15 protein-coding genes are annotated in these 18,554 nt (G+C 67.1%); 8 read left to right on the forward strand and 7 right to left on the reverse strand.

Annotation, left to right across the window (positions count from 1 at the left end; all coding sequences use genetic code 11):
* Window positions 1–194 precede the first annotated feature (194 nt).
* The 7 genes from AB1824_04065 (at window position 195) to AB1824_04095 (ending at window position 9,084) form a co-directional block, all read left to right on the forward strand.
* Window positions 195–563, forward strand: coding sequence for a c-type cytochrome (locus tag AB1824_04065; protein ID MEW5764130.1), 369 nt, complete (start codon window positions 195–197; stop codon window positions 561–563).
* Between the two features lie 31 nt (window positions 564–594).
* On the forward strand, window positions 595–2,313 hold the full coding sequence (locus tag AB1824_04070; protein ID MEW5764131.1) for a DUF3373 family protein: 1,719 nt from the start codon (window positions 595–597) through the stop codon (window positions 2,311–2,313).
* Window positions 2,314–2,321: 8 nt separating this feature from the next.
* Window positions 2,322–3,758 (forward strand): hypothetical protein, encoded by a 1,437-nt coding sequence (locus tag AB1824_04075; GenBank protein MEW5764132.1) that lies wholly within the window; start codon window positions 2,322–2,324, stop codon window positions 3,756–3,758.
* A gap of 584 nt (window positions 3,759–4,342) precedes the next feature.
* The gene (locus AB1824_04080) at window positions 4,343–5,536 is read left to right on the forward strand and encodes a hypothetical protein (protein ID MEW5764133.1); all 1,194 of its coding nucleotides are present in this window, start codon (window positions 4,343–4,345) and stop codon (window positions 5,534–5,536) included.
* Window positions 5,537–5,589: 53 nt separating this feature from the next.
* Entirely contained in the window at window positions 5,590–6,480 is an 891-nt protein-coding gene (locus AB1824_04085) for a phosphoribosylaminoimidazolesuccinocarboxamide synthase (GenBank protein ID MEW5764134.1), read from the forward strand.
* Window positions 6,481–6,505: 25 nt separating this feature from the next.
* Window positions 6,506–6,991 (forward strand): ribosomal protein S18-alanine N-acetyltransferase, encoded by a 486-nt coding sequence (gene rimI, locus AB1824_04090; GenBank protein MEW5764135.1) that lies wholly within the window; start codon window positions 6,506–6,508, stop codon window positions 6,989–6,991.
* Complete coding sequence (locus tag AB1824_04095; protein ID MEW5764136.1) at window positions 6,988–9,084, forward strand: S46 family peptidase; 2,097 nt, start codon at window positions 6,988–6,990, stop codon at window positions 9,082–9,084. Before rimI ends, AB1824_04095 begins: the two co-directional genes overlap by 4 nt.
* A gap of 139 nt (window positions 9,085–9,223) precedes the next feature.
* On the opposite strand, the gene gltX is transcribed toward AB1824_04095, so the two are convergent.
* The gene (gene gltX, locus AB1824_04100; protein MEW5764137.1) at window positions 9,224–10,738 is read right to left on the reverse strand and encodes a glutamate--tRNA ligase; all 1,515 of its coding nucleotides are present in this window, start codon (window positions 10,736–10,738) and stop codon (window positions 9,224–9,226) included.
* Between the two features lie 190 nt (window positions 10,739–10,928).
* On the opposite strand from gltX, the gene AB1824_04105 reads away from it, so the two are divergent.
* Entirely contained in the window at window positions 10,929–11,687 is a 759-nt protein-coding gene (locus tag AB1824_04105) for an alpha/beta hydrolase (GenBank protein ID MEW5764138.1), read from the forward strand.
* A 4-nt stretch (window positions 11,688–11,691) separates the two neighbouring features.
* Here the strand turns inward: AB1824_04105 and AB1824_04110 are convergent, their stop codons facing one another.
* From AB1824_04110 to AB1824_04135, 6 genes are all read right to left on the reverse strand, one after another.
* Window positions 11,692–12,723 (reverse strand): nitronate monooxygenase, encoded by a 1,032-nt coding sequence (locus AB1824_04110; protein MEW5764139.1) that lies wholly within the window; start codon window positions 12,721–12,723, stop codon window positions 11,692–11,694.
* Between the two features lie 141 nt (window positions 12,724–12,864).
* Window positions 12,865–14,142, reverse strand: a complete 1,278-nt coding sequence (locus AB1824_04115; protein ID MEW5764140.1) for an ABC transporter permease — start codon at window positions 14,140–14,142, stop codon at window positions 12,865–12,867.
* Window positions 14,139–14,852 carry an ABC transporter ATP-binding protein gene (locus AB1824_04120; GenBank protein ID MEW5764141.1) on the reverse strand — a complete coding sequence of 238 codons (714 nt, stop codon included), beginning with the start codon at window positions 14,850–14,852 and terminating at the stop codon, window positions 14,139–14,141. The genes AB1824_04115 and AB1824_04120 overlap by 4 nt, the downstream gene beginning before the upstream one ends.
* Window positions 14,845–16,074 carry an efflux RND transporter periplasmic adaptor subunit gene (locus tag AB1824_04125; GenBank protein ID MEW5764142.1) on the reverse strand — a complete coding sequence of 410 codons (1,230 nt, stop codon included), beginning with the start codon at window positions 16,072–16,074 and terminating at the stop codon, window positions 14,845–14,847. The genes AB1824_04120 and AB1824_04125 overlap by 8 nt, the downstream gene beginning before the upstream one ends.
* Before the next feature lie 9 nt (window positions 16,075–16,083).
* Window positions 16,084–16,875 carry a Yip1 family protein gene (locus AB1824_04130; protein MEW5764143.1) on the reverse strand — a complete coding sequence of 264 codons (792 nt, stop codon included), beginning with the start codon at window positions 16,873–16,875 and terminating at the stop codon, window positions 16,084–16,086.
* 69 nt (window positions 16,876–16,944) lie between these two features.
* On the reverse strand, window positions 16,945–18,492 hold the full coding sequence (locus tag AB1824_04135) for a TolC family protein (GenBank protein MEW5764144.1): 1,548 nt from the start codon (window positions 18,490–18,492) through the stop codon (window positions 16,945–16,947).
* Window positions 18,493–18,554: the final 62 nt, after the last annotated feature.

Below are 18,554 nucleotides of genomic sequence, written 5' to 3' on the forward strand. Positions count from 1 at the left end.
CACGCGGACGGTAGGCTGGGCAACACGGTGGGTCCAGGGCGTCCGAGCAACGGACATGGGCAAATGACGACAGGGACTGTGGTGGTGCAAATAACCCAGTACGCAAAGCGGGTCAAATGGTGTGCTGTCCGTTAGATGGCAAGGCGTGTATCATTGTGTCCAACCGCGCGGCGCGGTCGATCAAGGAGGCAAGAATGGTGAAGCGGAATGGAGAAGGGCAAATCCCCCACCGAGTCGCCTGGGTGGTGGGGATGGCTCTCGTGGCGGTGGTGGTCCTGGCCAAGGACGCTCCGGCCGACGGGAAAACTCTCTTCAAGGAGTACTGCAAGCCCTGTCACGCCGAAGGGTCCAAGTCGGGGGAGTACACGCCCATGACCCTCATCGGCGAGCAGTGGGAGCGCTTTTTTGAGACCAAGTACGTCTCGGCGCATCAGGCGGTCATTGATTCCGCGCACGGGAACAAGCCCGTCACCGAAGCGATCACGCCCGATATGCTGAAGGTGCTAAAGGAGTGGATCGTCGATCACGCGGCCGATTCCGAGCACCCCATGACCTGCGGCTGATGCCGCTCCCGTGACGAAGGAGACCAAGACCATGAAGCGCATTCTTGCGGTACTCGCGGCGGCGGCCTTTTCGTTGCTCGGCTGGGCCCAATCGGGCGACGAGGTGGAGGCCATGCGCCGCCGGCTGGCGGAGCTCGAACAGCGTCTGAGCCAGATCGAAGCGTCCAAGGGGCCGGCGGCGAGCGCGGACGTGCAGGCCATCCGGCAGGAACTCAAGGAGATGGGCAAGCGCCTCGACTCCGTGGAGAAGAAGGACGCGCTGGACCGGATCCGCTGGGGCGGCGACTTCCGCTTCGAGGCCCACTCTTTCGACAGCTCCATGCCGGCCTACGTGGACGGGATGGCCATGCAGAATATGGTCGTGAATACGCTGTTCTACTACGGCGCCACGGGCATGCTTCCGCCCAACCCCGGCGCGGTGCAGTCCTTCATCGCCAGCCACTACGGGGATTACCTCTATTTCACGGACCATCTCACCTTTGACCAGCTCAAGAAGACCATGGGCATGTTCCCCCCCCAGATGCAGCAGATGCTCATGTCCTCCCTGACGCCCTACGCCGCCCGCCCCGGGTATGACTGGAACAACAGCATCCTGTACACGAGTCGCCTGCGCCTGAACATGGACGCCGATGTGGCCAAGGACGTGACCTTCTCGGGGCGCCTCTCCATGTACAAGACCTGGGGCGACTCCACGGGCGTGCAGATGTTCAACGGCCAGTCCAACAGCTTCGCCATCGACGGCAACACCACGGGGGTCCCCAACTCCGACGTCCTCCGCGTGGACCGCGCCTACTTCACCTGGAACAACATCGGAGGCAAACCCATCTACCTCTCCATCGGCCGTCGTCCCTCCACCAACGGCCCGCCGATGAACCTGCGGGAAGGGGAGCTGCGCGCCGGGACGCCCATGGGCTCCCTCATCGACTTCCAGTTCGACGGCATCACGGCGGGCTGGCACATCAACGACAAGTCCACCTTCCGGCTCTGCTACGGCCTCGGTTACGAAAGCGGATGGGGCAACGGCGAACAGCTCCTGCAACCCGCCGACCGCCTGAAGGACGCCCAGTTCCTGGGATTCAACTGGGACATCTACAGCACCGAAAAGATGCTCGTCCAGACCACCGTGGCCCGAGCCTTCAACCTGACCGACGGCTTCAACGGCCTCATCGTCCTTCCGAACAACCCCGTGACGGGCGCCCCCATCGCCGCTCCCGTCCTGATGCGGTACTCCCCCTCCGCCAACCTGGGCGACATGGACATCGCGGGCCTTCTGGTCCAGCGCACCGACGGCCCCTTCGACTGGTTCGCCAACGTGAACTACGTAAAGAGCCGGCCCGACAACGTGACGACGCCCTTCGGCGGCCTCTTCTGCGATCCCTTCGAGACCCCCACGTCCCACTCCGGGTCCATGATCTACGTGGGCGGCCGCTACAACTTCGCCAACAAGGCCACCAGCGTCGGCCTCGAGTACAACCACGGCTCCAAGTACTGGTTCAACTTCACGCCGGCCCAGGACGACATCCTCGCCGCGAAGACCAACACCCGCGGCGACGTCTGGGAAGCCTACCTGCTCCACCGCATCAACAAGCGCTTCCAGCTCAAGCTCGACTACACCTACTACGACTACGAGTACTCGGGCTCCGGCTGGCACATCGGAGCGCCCAAGAAGCTCGACTCCAGGCCCGTTCTGGGCTACCCGACGTATTCCAGCGCCGGCGTCGCCACCCTCTCCATGAGCGTGAGGTTCTAGAGGGTCCCATGCGGCGCCTCGCCCTCGGTTTGCTCCTTCTGGCCCTGGCCGCCGCGCCCGCGGCGGCCGCGGCCGGGAAGGAGTACAGCCACCAGAAGTACTTCGACCACTACGAGGGGACGAAGACCTGCCTCCAGTGCCACCAGAAGGAGGCCGAGACCTTCTTTCACTCCCAGCACTACCAGTGGCGCGGGCAGACCCCGGACCTGGTGAACTCGGACGGAAAGAGCCTGGGCAAGATCAATACGACCAACGATTTCTGCACCAATCCCATCAAGAACTGGATCGGCGAGACCCGGAACTCGAGGGGAGACCTGCTGACCCAGGGATGCTCCAAGTGCCACGCCGGCCTGGGGCTCCTGCCCGCGGAAAAGATGTCTCCGGAACAGCTCGAGAACATCGACTGCCTCATGTGCCACGCCCGGGGCTACCAGCGGAGCCTGTACGACAACGGAAAGGGCGGATGGGAGTGGCGGCCCATCCTCTGGAAGAACCCCGAAGGCCTCGATTCGGTGGCCAAGCGCATCGGCATGCCGACCCTGGCCACCTGCCTGCGTTGTCACGCGGGCTCCGGGGGCGGTCCCAACTTCAAGCGCGGGGACCTGGAATACGCCCTGACCGAGTGCTCCCGCGAGTTCGACGTGCACATGGCGAAGGACGGGGCGGGCCTGAGCTGCGTGGACTGCCACGCCGGGGAGGACCACCGCGTTCGCGGCCGGGGCGCCGACCTTTCGGGGACGGACATGCCCTCCAAGCCCCTCTCCTGCGACACGGAGGAGTGCCACGGAGGGAAGCCCCACGCCTCTCAGATCCTGAACACCCACGCCGCGCGCGTGGCGTGCGCCGCGTGCCACATCCCGACCTTCGCCAAAGCCGACGCGACGGACATGGTGCGGGACTGGTCCAAACCCTCCTACGACGCGGAGAAGGACAAGTACGCCGCCACCATCACCCTTCAGAAGGACGTGACCCCTGTGTACGCCTGGTACAACGGCAAGACGCGGGCGCTCCTACCCGGCCACGCCATCCGGAAGAACCCGGACGGAACCGTCTCCATGATGGCCCCCGAGGGGAGCCGCAAGGACCCGAAGGCCCGGATCTTCCCCTTCAAGCTCCACCGGGGCCGCATGCCCGTGCTCGAGGGCAAAGAGTACATCCTTCCCATCGAAGTGGAGGCCTTCTTCGCCAGCGGGAAGCTGGACGAGGCGATCCGGGGGGCCGCCGAGGAAGCCTACGGCGTCCACGACGCCCGGTACTTCTGGGTGGACACGGTCCGGTACATGGGCATCTACCACGAGGTGGTCCCCTCGAAGCACGCCCTGGGATGCCTGGATTGCCACGACACGGGCCAGCGCATGGACTGGAAGGCGCTGGGCTACGACGGCGATCCCCTCCTGGTGAAGGTGGCCGCGGCCTCCGAAAGGCCCGCGAGCGGGAAGAAGTAATTCCGCTCCACGACATCCCGACCCTTGAAGAAGGCGGGCCCGCGGGCCCGCCTTTTTTCTTGGCTCCTCTTGCGAATCTGTGCGTCTCGAAGGGTGGGGCAGGCCGACCAAGCGCTGGGTGCGCTTGGCTTTGGGCGGGAGGCGCCGGTCCGAAAGGCGTCCCCTGCTGCCCTCCTCACCAAGGGCCTCTTCGGAGGGCATCGTAGGAGGGCCATCAGGCGGTCTTCCTAGAGCCTTTCCTCCCGGCGCCTCTCCCGCCCGGCCGCCCTTCGGGCGGGCCGGCCTGTCTGGCTGGTTCCGTTCGCCCCCCCCCACCCCAATGAGTGCGCCGGCGGCGTCGGACCATCTGCTTTGTCAGGCTTCGCGGGCGGACACGCTCCACGTACCCAAGTACGAGTCGGTGTCCGCCCGCTCGCCTTTCGCGCATCTGGCCCAACGGCGCCGGGACGCCGCCATCCGCCTTTGGCGGACGGCGATTTAGCTCAGGGGCCTGCACAGATTCTCCAGACGAGCCTCTTTCTTGAAGGTCCTCGCGGCGAGAAGGCGAAGTTGACCCCCCAGGGTCCCGATGGGACAATGTCCCCATGCGCAAAGCGGGATTCGCGCTCCTGGCTTTCTTGACTCTCTCGGCGTGGGGGGCAGAGGACCGCATCGCGGACCTCCAGAAACAGGTGGAGGTCCTCCGCGGACTCTCCTTCCAGCGCCCCGTCCCGATCCGGAGGGTGGAGCCCGACGTGCTTCGGACCGTGGTGCGTCGGGAAATGGAGCGGGAGTTTCCTGAGGCCGAGTGGCCGAAGAACGAGGCCGTCCTCAAGGCCTTCGGCCTGATCCCCCCGAAGATGAACCTCCGGGCCGTCCTCCAGTCCCTGCTGGAGGAACAAGTGGTCGGGCTCTACGATCCCCGGGACAAGGTGCTCTACGTGAGCGCGGCCCCCCTGGGTGAGGAGGAGCTTCTGGCGGGGCTGGAGGTGGAGGGCTTCTCGCTTTCCGACGTCTTTCTGGTGCACGAACTGGCGCACGCGCTGGTGGACCAGCACTTTCCGCTTCTGGACCTGCCCATCGAGGACCGGGAAAACGAGGACCGCGCCTCGGCGGCGCGCTGCCTGGTGGAGGGAGACGCGACCTGGGTCATGATGCGGTACCTGTACGGGGCCCTGAAGCTCTCCCCCGCGAGACAGGCCGAGGCGGCGGATTTCATGGGCTCTCTGGCCCTCGGGAGGGAACTTCTGGGGCAGTCGGCGCCCGCCTACATCCAGGACAACCTCCTGGCGGGGTACATGGTTGGGCTGGCGCTGGTTCAGGCGGCGGTGGACCGGGGCGGGGCGGCGGAGCTCAACGGGCTCTACCGTGCCCCCCCGCTCTCCATGGAGCAGGTGCTGCACCCGGAGAAGGCCCTGAACCGCACCGACCCCCCGATGAGGGTGGCCGCCCCCTCCCTTTCGGGACTGCCGTCCGGGTGGGCCGAGGTCTCCCAGGGAGTGTGGGGGGAGTTCAACGTGCGCATCCTCCTGATGGAGTGGGGCGCCGGGGAGGAGCAGGCCCGAAAGGCCGCGGAAGGTTGGGCCGGGGACGCCTACCGGGTGTACCAGGGGCCCGCAAACGGCCGGGCCTTCACCTGGGCGACGGAGTGGGACAGCGAAGGGGAGGCGGAGGAATTCTCCCAGGCCGCTGGACGGCGCAAGGACTTGACGGTGGCGCGGCAGGGAAGGCGCGTGACCGTGGACCGGCCGCTCCCCTCCGCGCGAGCCGGCGCCGCGGGCGGCGGGGACCGCCCCTGAACGGTTGGCAAGGACCCCGGGGGTCCGGATCCCCCGGATGGGAGGACGTGCGCATGCGACCGGTGGTCACCCGAACCGACTACGAAGGAATCCGACGGATCTCCCGCGGCAAGGTCCGAGACATGTACGACCTGGAGGACCAGGTCCTCATCGTGGTCACGGACCGGCTGTCCGCCTTCGACCACGTCCTGCCCAACGGGATCCCCGACAAGGGCCGCGTGCTCAATCTCCTGACCGAGTTCTGGCTCGAGAAGACGAAGCACATCGTGAAGAACCACCTGATCTCCACGGACGTGGACGATTTGCCTTCGCCTCTCTGCCCCTACAAGGAAGAACTGGAAGGGCGTTTCATGCTGGCCAAGAAAGCCGAAATGCTCCCCGTGGAGTGCGTCGTGCGGGGATACCTGTCCGGTTCGGGCTGGAACGATTACCGCAGGACCGGCGCGGTGTGCGGCATCCGGCTCCCCGAGGGCCTGAAGGAAAGCGACCGGCTCCCGGAACCCATCTTCACGCCGTCCACCAAGGCCGAGACGGGACACGACGAGAACATCTCCTTCGAGGCCGCCACCTCCCTCCTCGGCGAGAGTCTGGCCCGCAGGGTGCGGGAGCTGACGCTGTCGGTTTACAACTACGCCGCGGATTATGCCCTCCAGCGCGGAATCATCATCGCCGACACGAAGTTCGAGTTCGGGTTGTACGAAGGCGAGGTCATCCTCTGCGACGAGGTCCTGACGCCCGATTCCAGCCGCTTCTGGCCCGCCAGCCTCTACGAGCCGGGAAAGTCCCAGCCCTCTTTCGACAAGCAGTTCGTGAGGGATTACCTGCTGTCCATCCGGTGGAACAAGGAGCCGCCCGTGCCCGTCCTGCCCGAGGAGGTGGTGTCCAGGACCTCCGAGAAGTACCGGGAGGCGTACGAGCGGATCACGGGCCACCCGCTGCCGTAGGCGGCCGGCGGGAGGGCGAGGGCCGATGGGAAAGGGGCCGGACGTGCGGGGGGCGGTGCGGCCCATGGCGGCCAGGGACCTCCCGGAGGTCTCGGCCATCGAGGCGGACTCCTTCCCCAACCCGTGGCCCCTGGAGGCTCTCCGCCATGAACTGATGTCCAACCCCTTCTGCTCCAGCTTCGTCGTGGAGCAGGAGGGGCGGGTCGCCGGGTACGCCTTCCTGTGGGTCATTTTCGAACAGGCGCACTTGATCAACATCGCCGTGGGCCGCGAGTTCCGCCGTCGCGGACTGGGCGAGGCGCTCTTGGTCCACGCCCTGGAGCAGGCCAGGTCCCTGGGGGGGGAGCGGATCCACCTGGAGGTGAGGGAGTCCAACGCTCCCGCCATCGCCCTGTACCGAAAGCACGGCTTCGGCGAACTCGGCCGGATCGAACGGTATTACTCCGACGGGGCGCCGGCCCTGGTCATGGAGGCCCCGCTGACGGGGGGCGAAGGGGGGGGAGGGCGATGAGGATCGCGGCGGGGATTCTCCTGGGTTGGGCGGTGGTATCGGCCTCCGGCTTCGTGGTGCGGGCCGACGAGGGGATGTGGACCTTCGACAGCATTCCCGTGGAGCGGATCGAGCGGAGCACCGGCTTCCGTCCCGATGCGGCGTGGATCGAGCGGGTGCGTCTCGCTTCGGTGCGAATCAACGACGGGGGCTCGGGTGCCTTCGTGAGCCCCCGCGGACTCCTGCTCACCAATCAGCACCTTGCCCTGGGCCAGCTCCAGAAGGTCTCCACTCCGGAGAAAGACTACGTGCGCACCGGCTTCTACGCCCCTACCGAGGCACAGGAGCTGAAATGCCCCGACCTGGAGGTGCACCGCCTCGAGGGCATGGAGAACGTCACCCAGGCCGTGCGAGAGGCCGTGGCAGGCCTTTCCTCGAAGAAAGCGGAGGCCAGGAGGCGGGAGGTCCTGGCGAGCCTCGCCTCCGCCAGAATGCGCGAGACCGGACTCCTGTGCGAGAGCGAGACCCTCTACCGCGGCGGGGAGTATTGGATCTACCTCTACCGCCGCTTCACCGACATCCGCCTCGTCTTCTCCACCGAGAAGGCCGTGGGTTTCTTCGGCGGGGACGCGGACAACTTCGCCTTTCCCCGGCACGACCTCGACGTGGCTCTCTTCCGCGTGTACGACAACGGCCGGCCCCTTGAGGTGACGCACTACCTGCCCCTTCGGGAGAACCCTCCGAGCGAAGGCGAGGTCGTCTTCGTGGCGGGGAACCCGGGGGCCACGCTCCGGCTCCTTACGGCCTCCCAGATCGAGACGCTTCGCGACCTGTCCTACCCCACCCGCCTGGCGCAGATCGAGGCCCTCATCGCCGGGCTCGAAGCGTACGGTGCGCGGGGTACGGAGGAGACCCGCAGGGCCTACGGGGCGCTGTACGGCATCCGCAACGCGCGGCGGACGGTGGTCGGGGAACTCGAGGCCCTGCGCGATCCGGACTTGCTGGAGGGAAAGAGGCGGGAGGAGCGGGCCCTCCTCGAGGCCCTCTCGGGAAGACCTTCCCTCCGGAAGGAGGTCCGCCGGGCCCTGCGCGAGGCGGCGCGGGCGGAGAAGGTCCGCCGCAGGGGCTTCAAGGCCACCTTCTACGGCGGGGACATGCCCGGCGGGACGCTTTGCAAGCTCGCCCTCGCCCTGGTGCGGTATCCCGTCGAGACGGCCAAACCCGACGGGAGCCGCCTCGAGCCCTACCAGGAGGCCAACCTCGAAACCCTGAGGTCCGAAATCCTCAGTCCGGCCCCCCTCCACGCGGACCTCCAGGAGGCCTACCTCGCCACGGCCCTCGAGTGGCTCCGGACCGAACTGGGCCCCGACGACCCCCTGGTCCGCGCACTTCTCGACGGGGAGTCGCCCCAGGAGGTGGCCCGGAAGTCGGTGGGCGGCACCCGGCTGGGCGACCTCTCGGTGCGGAAAGGGCTCCTGGATGGCGGTGAACAGGCCGTCAGGGCGTCCGCCGATCCCCTTCTGGCCCTGGCCCGAAGGGCCGATCCCATCCTTCGGGAACGCAGCCGGCGCCTGCGCGAGGAGGTGGCCGCCCCCCTCGAGTCGGCCGCCGAGATCCTGGCCGGGGCCCGCTTCGCCGTTCACGGAAAGTCCTTGTACCCCGACGCCACCTTCTCGCCCCGCCTGACGTGGGGAAGGGTGGCCGGCTACGAGACCCCGTCCCAGACCGTTCCGCCCTTCACGACCTTCTTCGGCCTGTACGATCGGAGCGCGGCCTTCGGGGGCAGGGGAGCCTACGCCCTGCCGCAAAGGTACCAGGAAGGGCGGGGGCGGCTCGACCTCGCCACCGTCCTCAATTTTGCCGCCACCTGCGACACCATCAGCGGCAACTCCGGAAGCCCCTGCTTCGACCGAGAGGGGTACGTCGTGGGAGTCGTCTTCGACCGGAACCGGGAGGGGCTCTCCCGCCGCTTCTACTACGACGAGTCCCGGGCGCGGTGCGTGGCCGTGGCCTCCAGCGCCGTTCTGGAAACCCTGGAGGCTCTATACGATGCCGGCCCCCTGGCGGCCGAACTTCGCGCGGCCTCGGGCGACAAGGCGGGGCGAAGGATCTGAGAATTGACGGACTGGGGAAGCCCCGGTAAGACCTCAGGCTTTTTCCGGTTCGACCAAGGCCCTGAGCAGGTCCCGCCCCGCTCCGGAATCCTTTCGCTCATTCCGGGTTTGACAGGCGGTCCCGCCCGGGCTCGTCTCTTCAGAACGCCTTTTGGGCCCCCTCCATGACCCGCAGGACCCTTCGGATGCGCTCGGCGGGAGGGAGGACCGGCACGGGCAGATCCAGGCGGCTGCCGCGCTCCAGAAGGGGCACCAGGCGCTCCAGGTCGGGGCCCGATTCGCGGGCCGTGAGGGCCACCCGGATGGGGTGGAAGAGCGCCTTCCCTTTGACCCGGAGCGCGTCCCGAACGGAGAGGACCACCTCACGATACGCTCCGGGAAGGGCGAGGTCCGCCTTCGCGGCTCGATCGAGAAAGGCGCGAACCACCTCCCTGGCCCCGGGTTCCGCAAGCGCGGCGCGCGCCGCTTCATCCATGGCTTCGGGATCGAAGACGAACACGGGGTCGGAGGCGGCGATGGCTTCGGAGAGGAGATCCATCCGCTCGACGAGAAGTTGACCCAGGTCCGCCAGCCAGGCGAGCGCCTCGGCGGAGAGATCCCCCTCGGGAAGCCGGCCCGCCCCGCGAAGGGGCCGGGCAAGCGCCGAGGCCAGGGCTTCCGGGGCCATCCGTTTGAGGTGCTCCCGGTTGAGGAAGCGCAGCTTCCCTTCGTCGAACACCGCGGCCACCTTGTTCACGCGCTCCAGCGAGAAGGCCTCCAGAATCTCGCGGGCCGAGAGAACCTCCCGTCCTCCGGGATCGGACCACCCCAGGAGGGCCAGTCCGTTCACCATGGCCTCCGGAAGGAAACCGCGGGAGCGGAATGCGTCCAGGGAGACGTCGCCGTGGCGCTTGCTGAGCTTGCCCCCGTCCGGTCCGAGAATCATGGAGAGGTGGCCGAAGAGGGGCGCCTCCAACCCCAAGGCCTCGTAGAGGACGATCTGCTTCGGGGTGTTGGAGAGGTGGTCCTCCCCCCGGATCACGTGGGTCACGCCCATGAGGGCGTCGTCCACGACCACGGCGAAGTTGTAGGTGGGCGAACCGTCCGGGCGGGTGAGGATCCAATCTCCGAACTGAGAGGTGTGGATGGAGACGGGCCCGCGCACCAGGTCCGTGAAGGTGACGGCTTTTAGCGGGACCTTGAGGCGGAGCGAATGGGGCTCGCCCGAGGCGATCCTCCGGGCCCGCTCGGCCGCGTCCACATGTCGGCAGGTGCCCGGGTAGACGAAGGTCCGCTGGGCCGCGCGGGCGGCCTCGCGGCCCGCGTCCAGCGTCTCCTGGGAGCAGAAGCAGGGGTAGGCCTTGTCTTCCTGGAGGAGGCGTTCCGCGGCCGCCCGATAGGTGCCGTAGCGCTCCGTCTGGCGATAGGGACCGAAGGGCCCCCCTGTCTCCGGTCCCTCGTCCCAGTGAAGGCCCAGCCACCTCAGGTCCTGAAGGACCGAGCGGACGCTCTCCTCCGTGGACCGCGCGGCGTCCGTGTCCTCGAGACGCAGGATGAAGGCGCCGCCGTTCTTGCGGGCGTAAAGCCAGTTGAAAAGAGCCGTCCGCACGTTTCCCAGGTGGAGGTGACCCGTGGGAGACGGCGCGAAACGGACGCGGATTCTCTCGGACACCATGGCGCCTCCAGGCGCGGTGATTCTAGACGCAAACCGTGACCCCCGTAAAGGCGGAAGGTTAGAGAGGGACGCTCGTTCCCGATGCGGTCGGGTAAATACCGGCAAGCCGGACCGGCTCCGTGGGCCGGCCGGGCCCATTGACTGGGCGTCCTCAGGAGGCCGATCCTGGCGCAAAGGAAGGAGGGGAGAGATGGGCAGGACCCTGTTCCTCATCCACGGCATGTGGGGCGGCGCGCACCTGTGGACGAACTACCGGTCCTTTTTCGAGGAGCGGGGCCACACCTGCCACGCCCCCACCTTGCGCCACCACGACGTCCCTCCGCAGGCCCCGCCGCCCGAGGGACTCGGTGTCACGAGCCTTCTGGACTACGCCGCCGATCTGGAGGCCCAGATCCGGGCCCTGCCCGAGCGGCCCGTCGTCGTGGGCCATTCCATGGGGGGCATCCTGGCCCAGATCCTGGCCTCCCGGGGACTGTGCGAAAAGGCGGTGCTCCTCACTCCCGCGGCGCCGCGGGGGGTCCTCGCCCTCCGCCTTTCGGTGATCCGGTCCTTCTGGAGCGCCATGACCACCTGGGGCTTCTGGCGGAAGCCCTTCAAGATCACCTACGCCGAGGCGGTCTACTCCATGATGGAACTCCTGCCCGAGGACGAAAGGCGGAAGGCCTACGCGCAGTTCGTCCACGAATCGGGCCGGGCGGCCTTCGAAATCGGTTTCTGGCTCCTCGACGGCCGGCGCGCCGCCGAGGTGGACGAGAAGATGGTGACTTGTCCGGTGCTGGTGGTGGCGGGGGGGAGGGACCGCATCACCCCCGCCGCCGTCGTGAAGAACGTGGCGAAGAAGTACGGCGCCCCCTGCAAGGTCTTTCCGGAGCACGCCCACTGGGTGCTTCAGGAGAAGGGCTGGGAGGACGTGGCCCGCTTCGTCGCCGAATGGATCGAGGCGCCGTAGGGCTTCAGAGGGCGCGGGGGCGCGCGAGAAGGGCCTCCGCCTCCTCCACCGTTCGCCTCAGCACCTCGGCCACCGTGGGCGTGTCCGCGATGAGGCTGGAGGCCTGCCCGAGGGGAAGGACGCCGCGCTCCAGGTCCCCCTCCGTGCAGGCCAGCCGGAAGCCCTTGAAGGCGTTGGCCAGGTGGGCCAGTTGGAGGGTGTTTTTCCACCCCGAGGCGAGAACCCCCGCCGCCATCTTGAGGTAGGGAACGCCAAGCATCCGTGAGATCTCCACCCCGTTGAAGGCGGCCCGCTTCAGGTCCAGGCCGCGCTTCACCGCCCGCTTTCCTCCGGGGGAAAGGAGGATGCGGCAAGGCTGTCCGTCGAACCGCGTGGTGTAGAGGGTGTCCTCGGCCTCCCGCTCCCGGCACGCGGCCTTGCACCCTTCGTGGGCCGGGCTCTCCTTCGTGTTCATCAGGCGCGTTCCCATGGCCACGCCGTCGGCCCCCAGGACGAGCGCCGCCGCGAGGCCCCGGCCGTCGGCGAAGCCCCCCGCCGCCACGATGGGGACCTTCACGGCGTCGGCCACCCTGGGGATGAGGACCATGGATGAAACCCCCGAACCGTGGGCCGCCGCTTCGTTCCCCGTCACGAGGACCGCGTCGGTCCCGTAGGAGGCCGCGCTCTGGGCGTGCTTGGCCGTCGTCACCGTGGCGATGACCTTCCCGCCGTAGGCGTGGGCGCCCTTCACGATCCAGTCCCCCTTGCCCATGGAGAAATTGATGACGGGGACCTTTTCCTCCAAGAGGACCTGGGCGTTCTCCCTCGCTCCGGGAAAGTACAGGGTGGCGTTGGCGCCGAAGGGGCGGTCGGTGAGGGAGCGAACCCTGCGGATCGCCTCGCGGGTCTGCCCGGCGTTGTACACGCCCGTCGCCAGGATGCCCAGGCCTCCCGCGTTGGACACCGCCGCCACCAGTTCCGGCGTGGAGATCCACGACATGCCCGACAGGACGATGGGATGCTCGATGCCGAAGAGTTCCGTCACGCGCGTCTTCATGGCGCCCCCCTTGGAGAAGGGATTATAGCGCGGGAGGATTGGAGGCGGGAGCCTCCGAACCCGAAAAGAGCGAACCTCCCTGCTGCGCGGGGAGGTTCGGGTCTCATCCTGCAAGCGTCGTTGTCGGGCCGAAAGGGATCCCTACTCGTACCTGAGGGCGTCGATGGGGTCGAGGCGGCTGGCCTTGACGGCGGGGTAGACGCCGAAGACCGCGCCCGTGAGGGCGGCGAACCCCAGGGAGAGCAGGACGATCCAGAAGGGCACGTAGGCCGGCGGGAAGGTCTCGGAGACGGTCTTTCTCAGGACGAAGACCACGAAGTGGGACAGGCCCACGCCCAGGAAGAGTCCGACGATGCCCCCGAGGGTCGAGAGGGTCACCGATTCGATGAGGAACTGGTAGAGGATGTGGACCCTCTTGGCGCCCACGGCCATCCGGATGCCGATTTCGCGGGTCCGCTCGGTGACGGAGACGAGCATGATGTTCATGATGCCGATGCCCCCGACCACGAGGGTGATGCAGACGATGGCCGTGACCACCATCGTGGAGATGCCCGTGAACTGGTCGATGACCCTCTTGATGGCCTCCACGGTGAAAATGCGGAAGTCGTCCTGCTGGCCGAAGCGGATGCCGTGGGTGCGGCGCAGGACCGTGGAGATCTGCTCCACCGCGTTGTCGGTCTGCTTGGGGTCGAGGATCTGGATCAGGATGAAGACCGTGTTGGCGATGTCCTGCCCGTACTGCTGGGTGGCGGCTGTTAAGGGGATGAAGATCTGGTCGTCCTGGCTCTGGCCAAAGGAGCCGCCCTTCTTCTCGAGCAGGCCCACGATGGTGTAGGTGCCCCGTCCGATCTGGATCTCCTCTCCGAGGCACTGGGGGGGCATGGCCAGCTTGTCCAGGATGTCCTGGCCCACCACGCACACCTTTCGGCGGGTGGCCACGTCCATGGGCCCGATGAAGCGTCCCGACTCCAGGTCGAGGTTGTTGATGGGGGCATAGGGCTCCGTGGTACCGATGATCTGCGTGGTGTCGCGCTGGCTCCGGTAGGCGATGGTGTCCCCGCGCATGACGAAGGGGGCCACCTCCTTGACGAGCGGGGCCCCGTCCTTGATCGCCAGGGCGTCGGCGTAGGTCATCTTCAGGCGCTTCACCGCATCCACCCGGCTCCTGGACATCTCGTAGTTGGGCCGAACGAACATGGTGTCGGCGCCCAGGGAGTTGAACTCCGCGAAGAAGGCGGCGAAGACGCCCTGCATGATGGAAACCACCGCCACGACGCTGAGGACTCCGATGATGATGCCGAGGACCGTGAGGAAGGAGCGCATCTTGCTGGCCAGGATGGCCCTGAGCGCGATGCGGACGAGTTCGGCCACGCTTCCCCAGAAACCGTAGATCTGTTCCTTTCGGATGGCGGCGGTCATGGCTCGCCTCCCTCCGCCTTGCGCACGACCTCGTCGGAGACGATCCTGCCGTCCCGGATGCGCACCTGCCGGGGCGCGTAGGCGGCGATGTCGGGCTCGTGGGTGACGAGAATGAGGGTGTTGCCCATCCGGTTGAGCCGCACGAGCTGTCCCATGATGTTCTCGCTCGTCTTGGAGTCGAGGTTCCCCGTGGGTTCGTCGGCGAGGATGAGGCTGGGCTTGTTGACGAGCGCGCGGCAGATGGCGATCTGCTGGCGCTGGCCGCCCGAGAGCTGGTTGGGGCGGTGGGCTGCGTGGGTCTCCAGGCCGAGGAACTGGAGGGCCTCCATGGCCTTCCGGCGCCGCTCGCCGGGGGGGACCTTGGCGTAGATGAGGGGCAGTTCCACGTTCTCCACGGCGCTGGCCCTGGGGAGGAGGAAAAACATCTGGAAGATGAAGCCGATCTCGCGGTTCCTCACCTCCGCGAGTTCGTCGGGCGGGAGGCTGTGGACCGGGGTGCCGGCCAGCGTGTACGTGCCGGACGTGGGCGTGTCCAGACAGCCGAGGAGATGGAGGAGCGTGGACTTGCCCGATCCGGAGGGACCCATGATGGCGATGAACTCGCCGCGTCGCACGGTGAGGTCCGCCCCGCGGAGGGCGTGGTAGACCTCGTCCCCCATGGGGTAGTCCTTGACGAGGCCGCGCGCCTCGATGAGCACGTCGTCAGTCACCCGGCTCCTCCGTCTTGGGCGCGGTGCGGCTCTTCACGAAGTCCTCCGGCTTGAGGACCTTGGGCCGGAGGCGGTCGTTCTCCTTGAGGTTCCTCAAAATCCTGTAGGGGCCGATGACGACCTCGTCCCCCTCCTCGAGGCCCTCGGTGACTTCGGTGAAGAGGTCGTCCGACAGGCCGGTCTGAACGATCTTCTTGGCGGCCTTCTGCTTGTCGGAGACGAAGACGTAGAAGACCTGCTCGCCGCTTTTCTCCTCCGTGCGGATGGCTCCAACGGGGACGCGGATCACGTTCTCCCGCTTGTCGGCAAGGAGCCGCACGCGGGCGGTGACGCCCGGCTTGAGGTCCGAATCGGGGTTGGTGACGGCGACCTTCACGAGGAACTGTCGGATGTTGGCCTGGGTGCCGCTGGCCCCGGGCCGGGCCGAGGCGCTGATCTCGATCACCTTTCCGTCGTAGCGCCTTCCGCCCAGGGCGTCCACGATGACGACGACGGGCTGGCCGAGCTTGAGCCGGGGATAATCGGCCTCGTCCACCTGGACTTCGGTGATGATCTCGCTGAGGTCCGAAACGGTGAGGATGACGGTTCCCGAGAAATTCATGGTGCCCATGACGGCCGTTTCGCCCACCTTCGCGTTCACCGCCGTCACGACCCCGTCCATGGGCGATCGCAGGGTCGTCTTGGCCAGGTTGTCCTGGGCCTTCTGGAAGTAGGCCTTCGCCTGGGCCACCGCCGAGGCGGCGGAGCTTTCGGCGAGTTCGGCCTGGTCCAGAGCCAGGCGGGCGTCGTCCCTCTGCGAGGCCGAGAAGATCCCCTTGCGGAAGAGGTCCTCGGCCCGCTCCCAATCCTTCTTGCGCTGGGCGAGAGTCACCCGCGCCTGCCGCGCGCCCACCTCGGCGGATTGCAGGTTGGCCAGGGCCGAGGCCACGTCCCGCTGGTAGGTGTCGGGGTTGATCTGGACCAGGATATCGCCTTTTTTAACGGCGCTTCCCTCCAGGAAGGGGATGGACACGATTTCGCCCATGACCTGGGAGGAGATGTTCACGGCGTTCTTGGCGGCGATGAGCCCGTCCGCCGTAACCGTCGGGGACACCTCGCCCCGTTCGGTCTTGAGGACCTCCACTTCGAACCCTTTGGGCCGGCTGTTGACGGCGGTCAGGACGATCACGAGGAGGAGGACGGCGGCGGCGGACAGGACAATCCAGAGGCGCTTCTTGGTCATCGCGGGCACCTAGAAAATGGCGGCGAGCGCCACGCGGACGCCGACCCAGACGAAGTAAAGGACCACCACGGCGGCGGCGGCGGGCGCCACCCGACAGCGGGCGGCGGCGGCCAGCCCCACCGAGAGGAGGAAGATCATCCAGGCCTTGAAGAGGTCCAGGGACTGGAGAAGCGCGTACAGGGGCTTGGAGGTGGACTCGCGGTCCAGGAGGGCCGCCGGGTTCGTGGCCAGGGCGTTCTGGATGTCGATGGAGTTGGGGTCCTTGACGAAGAGGATCACGATGAAGAGGACGGCGGCGACCGTCATGGGGAGCATGGCGAAGCCCACCGCCAGCAGGCTCCTCTTGAAGTTGATCTCGAAACCGAAGGCCAGGAGCACCAGCCAGAAGAGCGCCGCCAGGAAGAGCACCGTCACCACGAGAAAGAGGCAGGCGAAAAAGGCGGTGAAGGCGGCGGGCCGGGAGGCTTCCCTCTCGGCGGCCTCTTCGATCTGCGCGTCGCTGAGCTGGTCCGCGAAGCGGCTCTGGCGGATCTGGTCCCGCACGAACTGCTTCATGTCCACCCGGTTCCGCATCAAGACCACGCTCACCACGTTGAAGATCATGATGAGGACCAGCGGGACGGCGACGAGAGTCCAGTGGCGCTCCACGATCCGCTTGAACGTCTCCCCAGGGGAGAGAAACGCCCCCGTCACGGCCTGCAGGGGGGCGATGGGGGCCGGGGCGGGCGCGGACGGAGTGGGGGCCTCCGCGGGTACGGCCTCCGGGCGGTTTTCACCGTGGGTCGGGTTGTTCTCGTTCATGACTTCCTCCCCTTCCGAGAAGTCGGCGACCGGTTGATCCGGCGATCAAGCGATCAAGGACCTCAGGAACTACTTGATTTCGATGCCGTGGGTCTCGAAGTAAACCCCCACGGCCCGGTCCAGCGCGGACATGGCCAGCTTCGCATCGAGGATCGCCCTCAGGAGGCCGGATTCCGCCGCGGCCAGGTCGTTCTGGTAGGACAGCACGTTGAAGGCCGTGGACAGGCCGTTGTCGTACTTCTTTCGTTCGGCGTCGAGCTTCTCCTCCTGAAGGCGGAGGGTGAGCCGGGCGGCGGCCACGCGCTTCCGCGCGGCCTCCAACCCCCTCAGGCTGGAGCGCACCTCGTTGGCGATCGTCAGGGTCTGCTTTTGAAGGGCGATCTCCTGGGCCGTCTGGGCCAGCCGGAACTGCTGGAACTGGTAACGGGCGGCCCGGTTGCCCAGGGGGACCTTGAGGGCCAGGGCCACGTAGTAGGACTTGTAATCGAGGCCCGTGACCTGCTCCCATGCGTCGGGGAAGGTCAGGTCGCTCACCTGTCCCGTGAGCGGGTTGACGTAGTAGCCCGAGATGCCGTTGTAGGTGAGGCCCGCCGAGAGGTCCAGGCTGGGCAGGGTCTGGTTCTTGGACCAACGCGTATCGAGCTTGGCGCGCTCCACCTTCTCCTTGGCGGCGATCAATTCGGGGCGCGTTTTCAGGGCCTGGGCGAGAAGGTCCTTCTCTTCGTACTCCCCTCCGGTGACCACGGCCTCGTCGGTGGGCTGGATCTCCTGAAGCCATTCCGGACTGTCCTGGGTGATCCCCAACGCGAGCTTCAGGATGTCCGCCGAGTCCCCCACGGCCTGCTGGGAAGCGATGATTTCCTGCTCGCGGGCGGCCACCTGGGCGTCGGCGGCCACCTGCTCGATGGGGGCCAGCACGCCCACCTCGATCTTCTTCCGCGTCTCCTCCTGGAACGTCTTGGCCAGGTCGAGGGACCGGCGGCGCACCTCCAGGTCGCGGATGGCGTAGACGAGGTTCCAATAGTCCCGCTCCACCTGGACGAGGGCGTCACGGAGGCCCGCTTGATACTGGGCGTCGGCCACGGTGCGGTCGATCTTGGCCTGGAGGACGGAGCGGCTGGCGACCTGCTTTCCGAAGCCCTTCAGGAGAGGCACGGTCGTCCCGAGGGCCGCCGAACTCCCGTAGGTGGGGTTCAGGATGGAGTACAGGGAGTTCGTGCGGGACTTGTAGTTGTCCCATTGGAGCGTGAAGGTCTGGCCCCACGGCGCGAACTGGGAGAGCCCCAGGTTGTACTGGTCCTGGCGGCTCATGTAGAGGCTCGCGGAGCCCCCGGCCTGCAGGACGCTGGACGTGGGCTGGCGGTTGACCCCCGTGGACCAGTCAAAGGAGAGGTTCGGGTCGTAAAGGCCGTAGGCTCCTTTGAGCGCGGCCTGGGCCTGGTCCCGATTGATCTCCTGGACCCGCACGTCGAAGTTTTTTTCCAGTGCGATCTTCAGGGCATCCTGGAGTGAAAGGGACAGGGTCCCTTCTCCCTCCTGAGCCCGGACCGCCGCGCCCGTCCCGAGAAGGGCCAGGGTGAGGACGCAGAGAAACCCGCCGGACCGGTGCTTTTTCATTCCATCCTCCGTTCCAAGAGGAGACATACGTCGGGTTGCCGCCGGAAGTTTACGGGACCACG

Source organism: Acidobacteriota bacterium (assembly GCA_040752915.1).
Classification (GTDB): Bacteria; Acidobacteriota; UBA4820; order UBA4820; family DSQY01; genus JBFLVU01.

Bases quoted from the DNA above. Each gene is read 5' to 3' on its own strand.
- rimI (MEW5764135.1), top strand. From the start codon at position 6,506: ATGGGAAAGGGGCCGGACGTGCGGGGGGCGGTGCGGCCCATGGCGGCC.
- AB1824_04095 (MEW5764136.1), top strand. From the start codon at position 6,988: ATGAGGATCGCGGCGGGGATTCTCCTGGGTTGGGCGGTGGTATCGGCC.
- AB1824_04110 (MEW5764139.1), bottom strand. From the start codon at position 12,723: ATGAAGACGCGCGTGACGGAACTCTTCGGCATCGAGCATCCCATCGTC.
- AB1824_04105 (MEW5764138.1), top strand. From the start codon at position 10,929: ATGGGCAGGACCCTGTTCCTCATCCACGGCATGTGGGGCGGCGCGCAC.
- AB1824_04080 (MEW5764133.1), top strand. From the start codon at position 4,343: ATGCGCAAAGCGGGATTCGCGCTCCTGGCTTTCTTGACTCTCTCGGCG.
- AB1824_04125 (MEW5764142.1), bottom strand. From the start codon at position 16,074: ATGACCAAGAAGCGCCTCTGGATTGTCCTGTCCGCCGCCGCCGTCCTC.
- AB1824_04130 (MEW5764143.1), bottom strand. From the start codon at position 16,875: ATGAACGAGAACAACCCGACCCACGGTGAAAACCGCCCGGAGGCCGTA.
- gltX (MEW5764137.1), bottom strand. From the start codon at position 10,738: ATGGTGTCCGAGAGAATCCGCGTCCGTTTCGCGCCGTCTCCCACGGGT.
- AB1824_04135 (MEW5764144.1), bottom strand. From the start codon at position 18,492: ATGAAAAAGCACCGGTCCGGCGGGTTTCTCTGCGTCCTCACCCTGGCC.
- AB1824_04070 (MEW5764131.1), top strand. From the start codon at position 595: ATGAAGCGCATTCTTGCGGTACTCGCGGCGGCGGCCTTTTCGTTGCTC.
- AB1824_04065 (MEW5764130.1), top strand. From the start codon at position 195: ATGGTGAAGCGGAATGGAGAAGGGCAAATCCCCCACCGAGTCGCCTGG.
- AB1824_04075 (MEW5764132.1), top strand. From the start codon at position 2,322: ATGCGGCGCCTCGCCCTCGGTTTGCTCCTTCTGGCCCTGGCCGCCGCG.
- AB1824_04085 (MEW5764134.1), top strand. From the start codon at position 5,590: ATGCGACCGGTGGTCACCCGAACCGACTACGAAGGAATCCGACGGATC.
- AB1824_04115 (MEW5764140.1), bottom strand. From the start codon at position 14,142: ATGACCGCCGCCATCCGAAAGGAACAGATCTACGGTTTCTGGGGAAGC.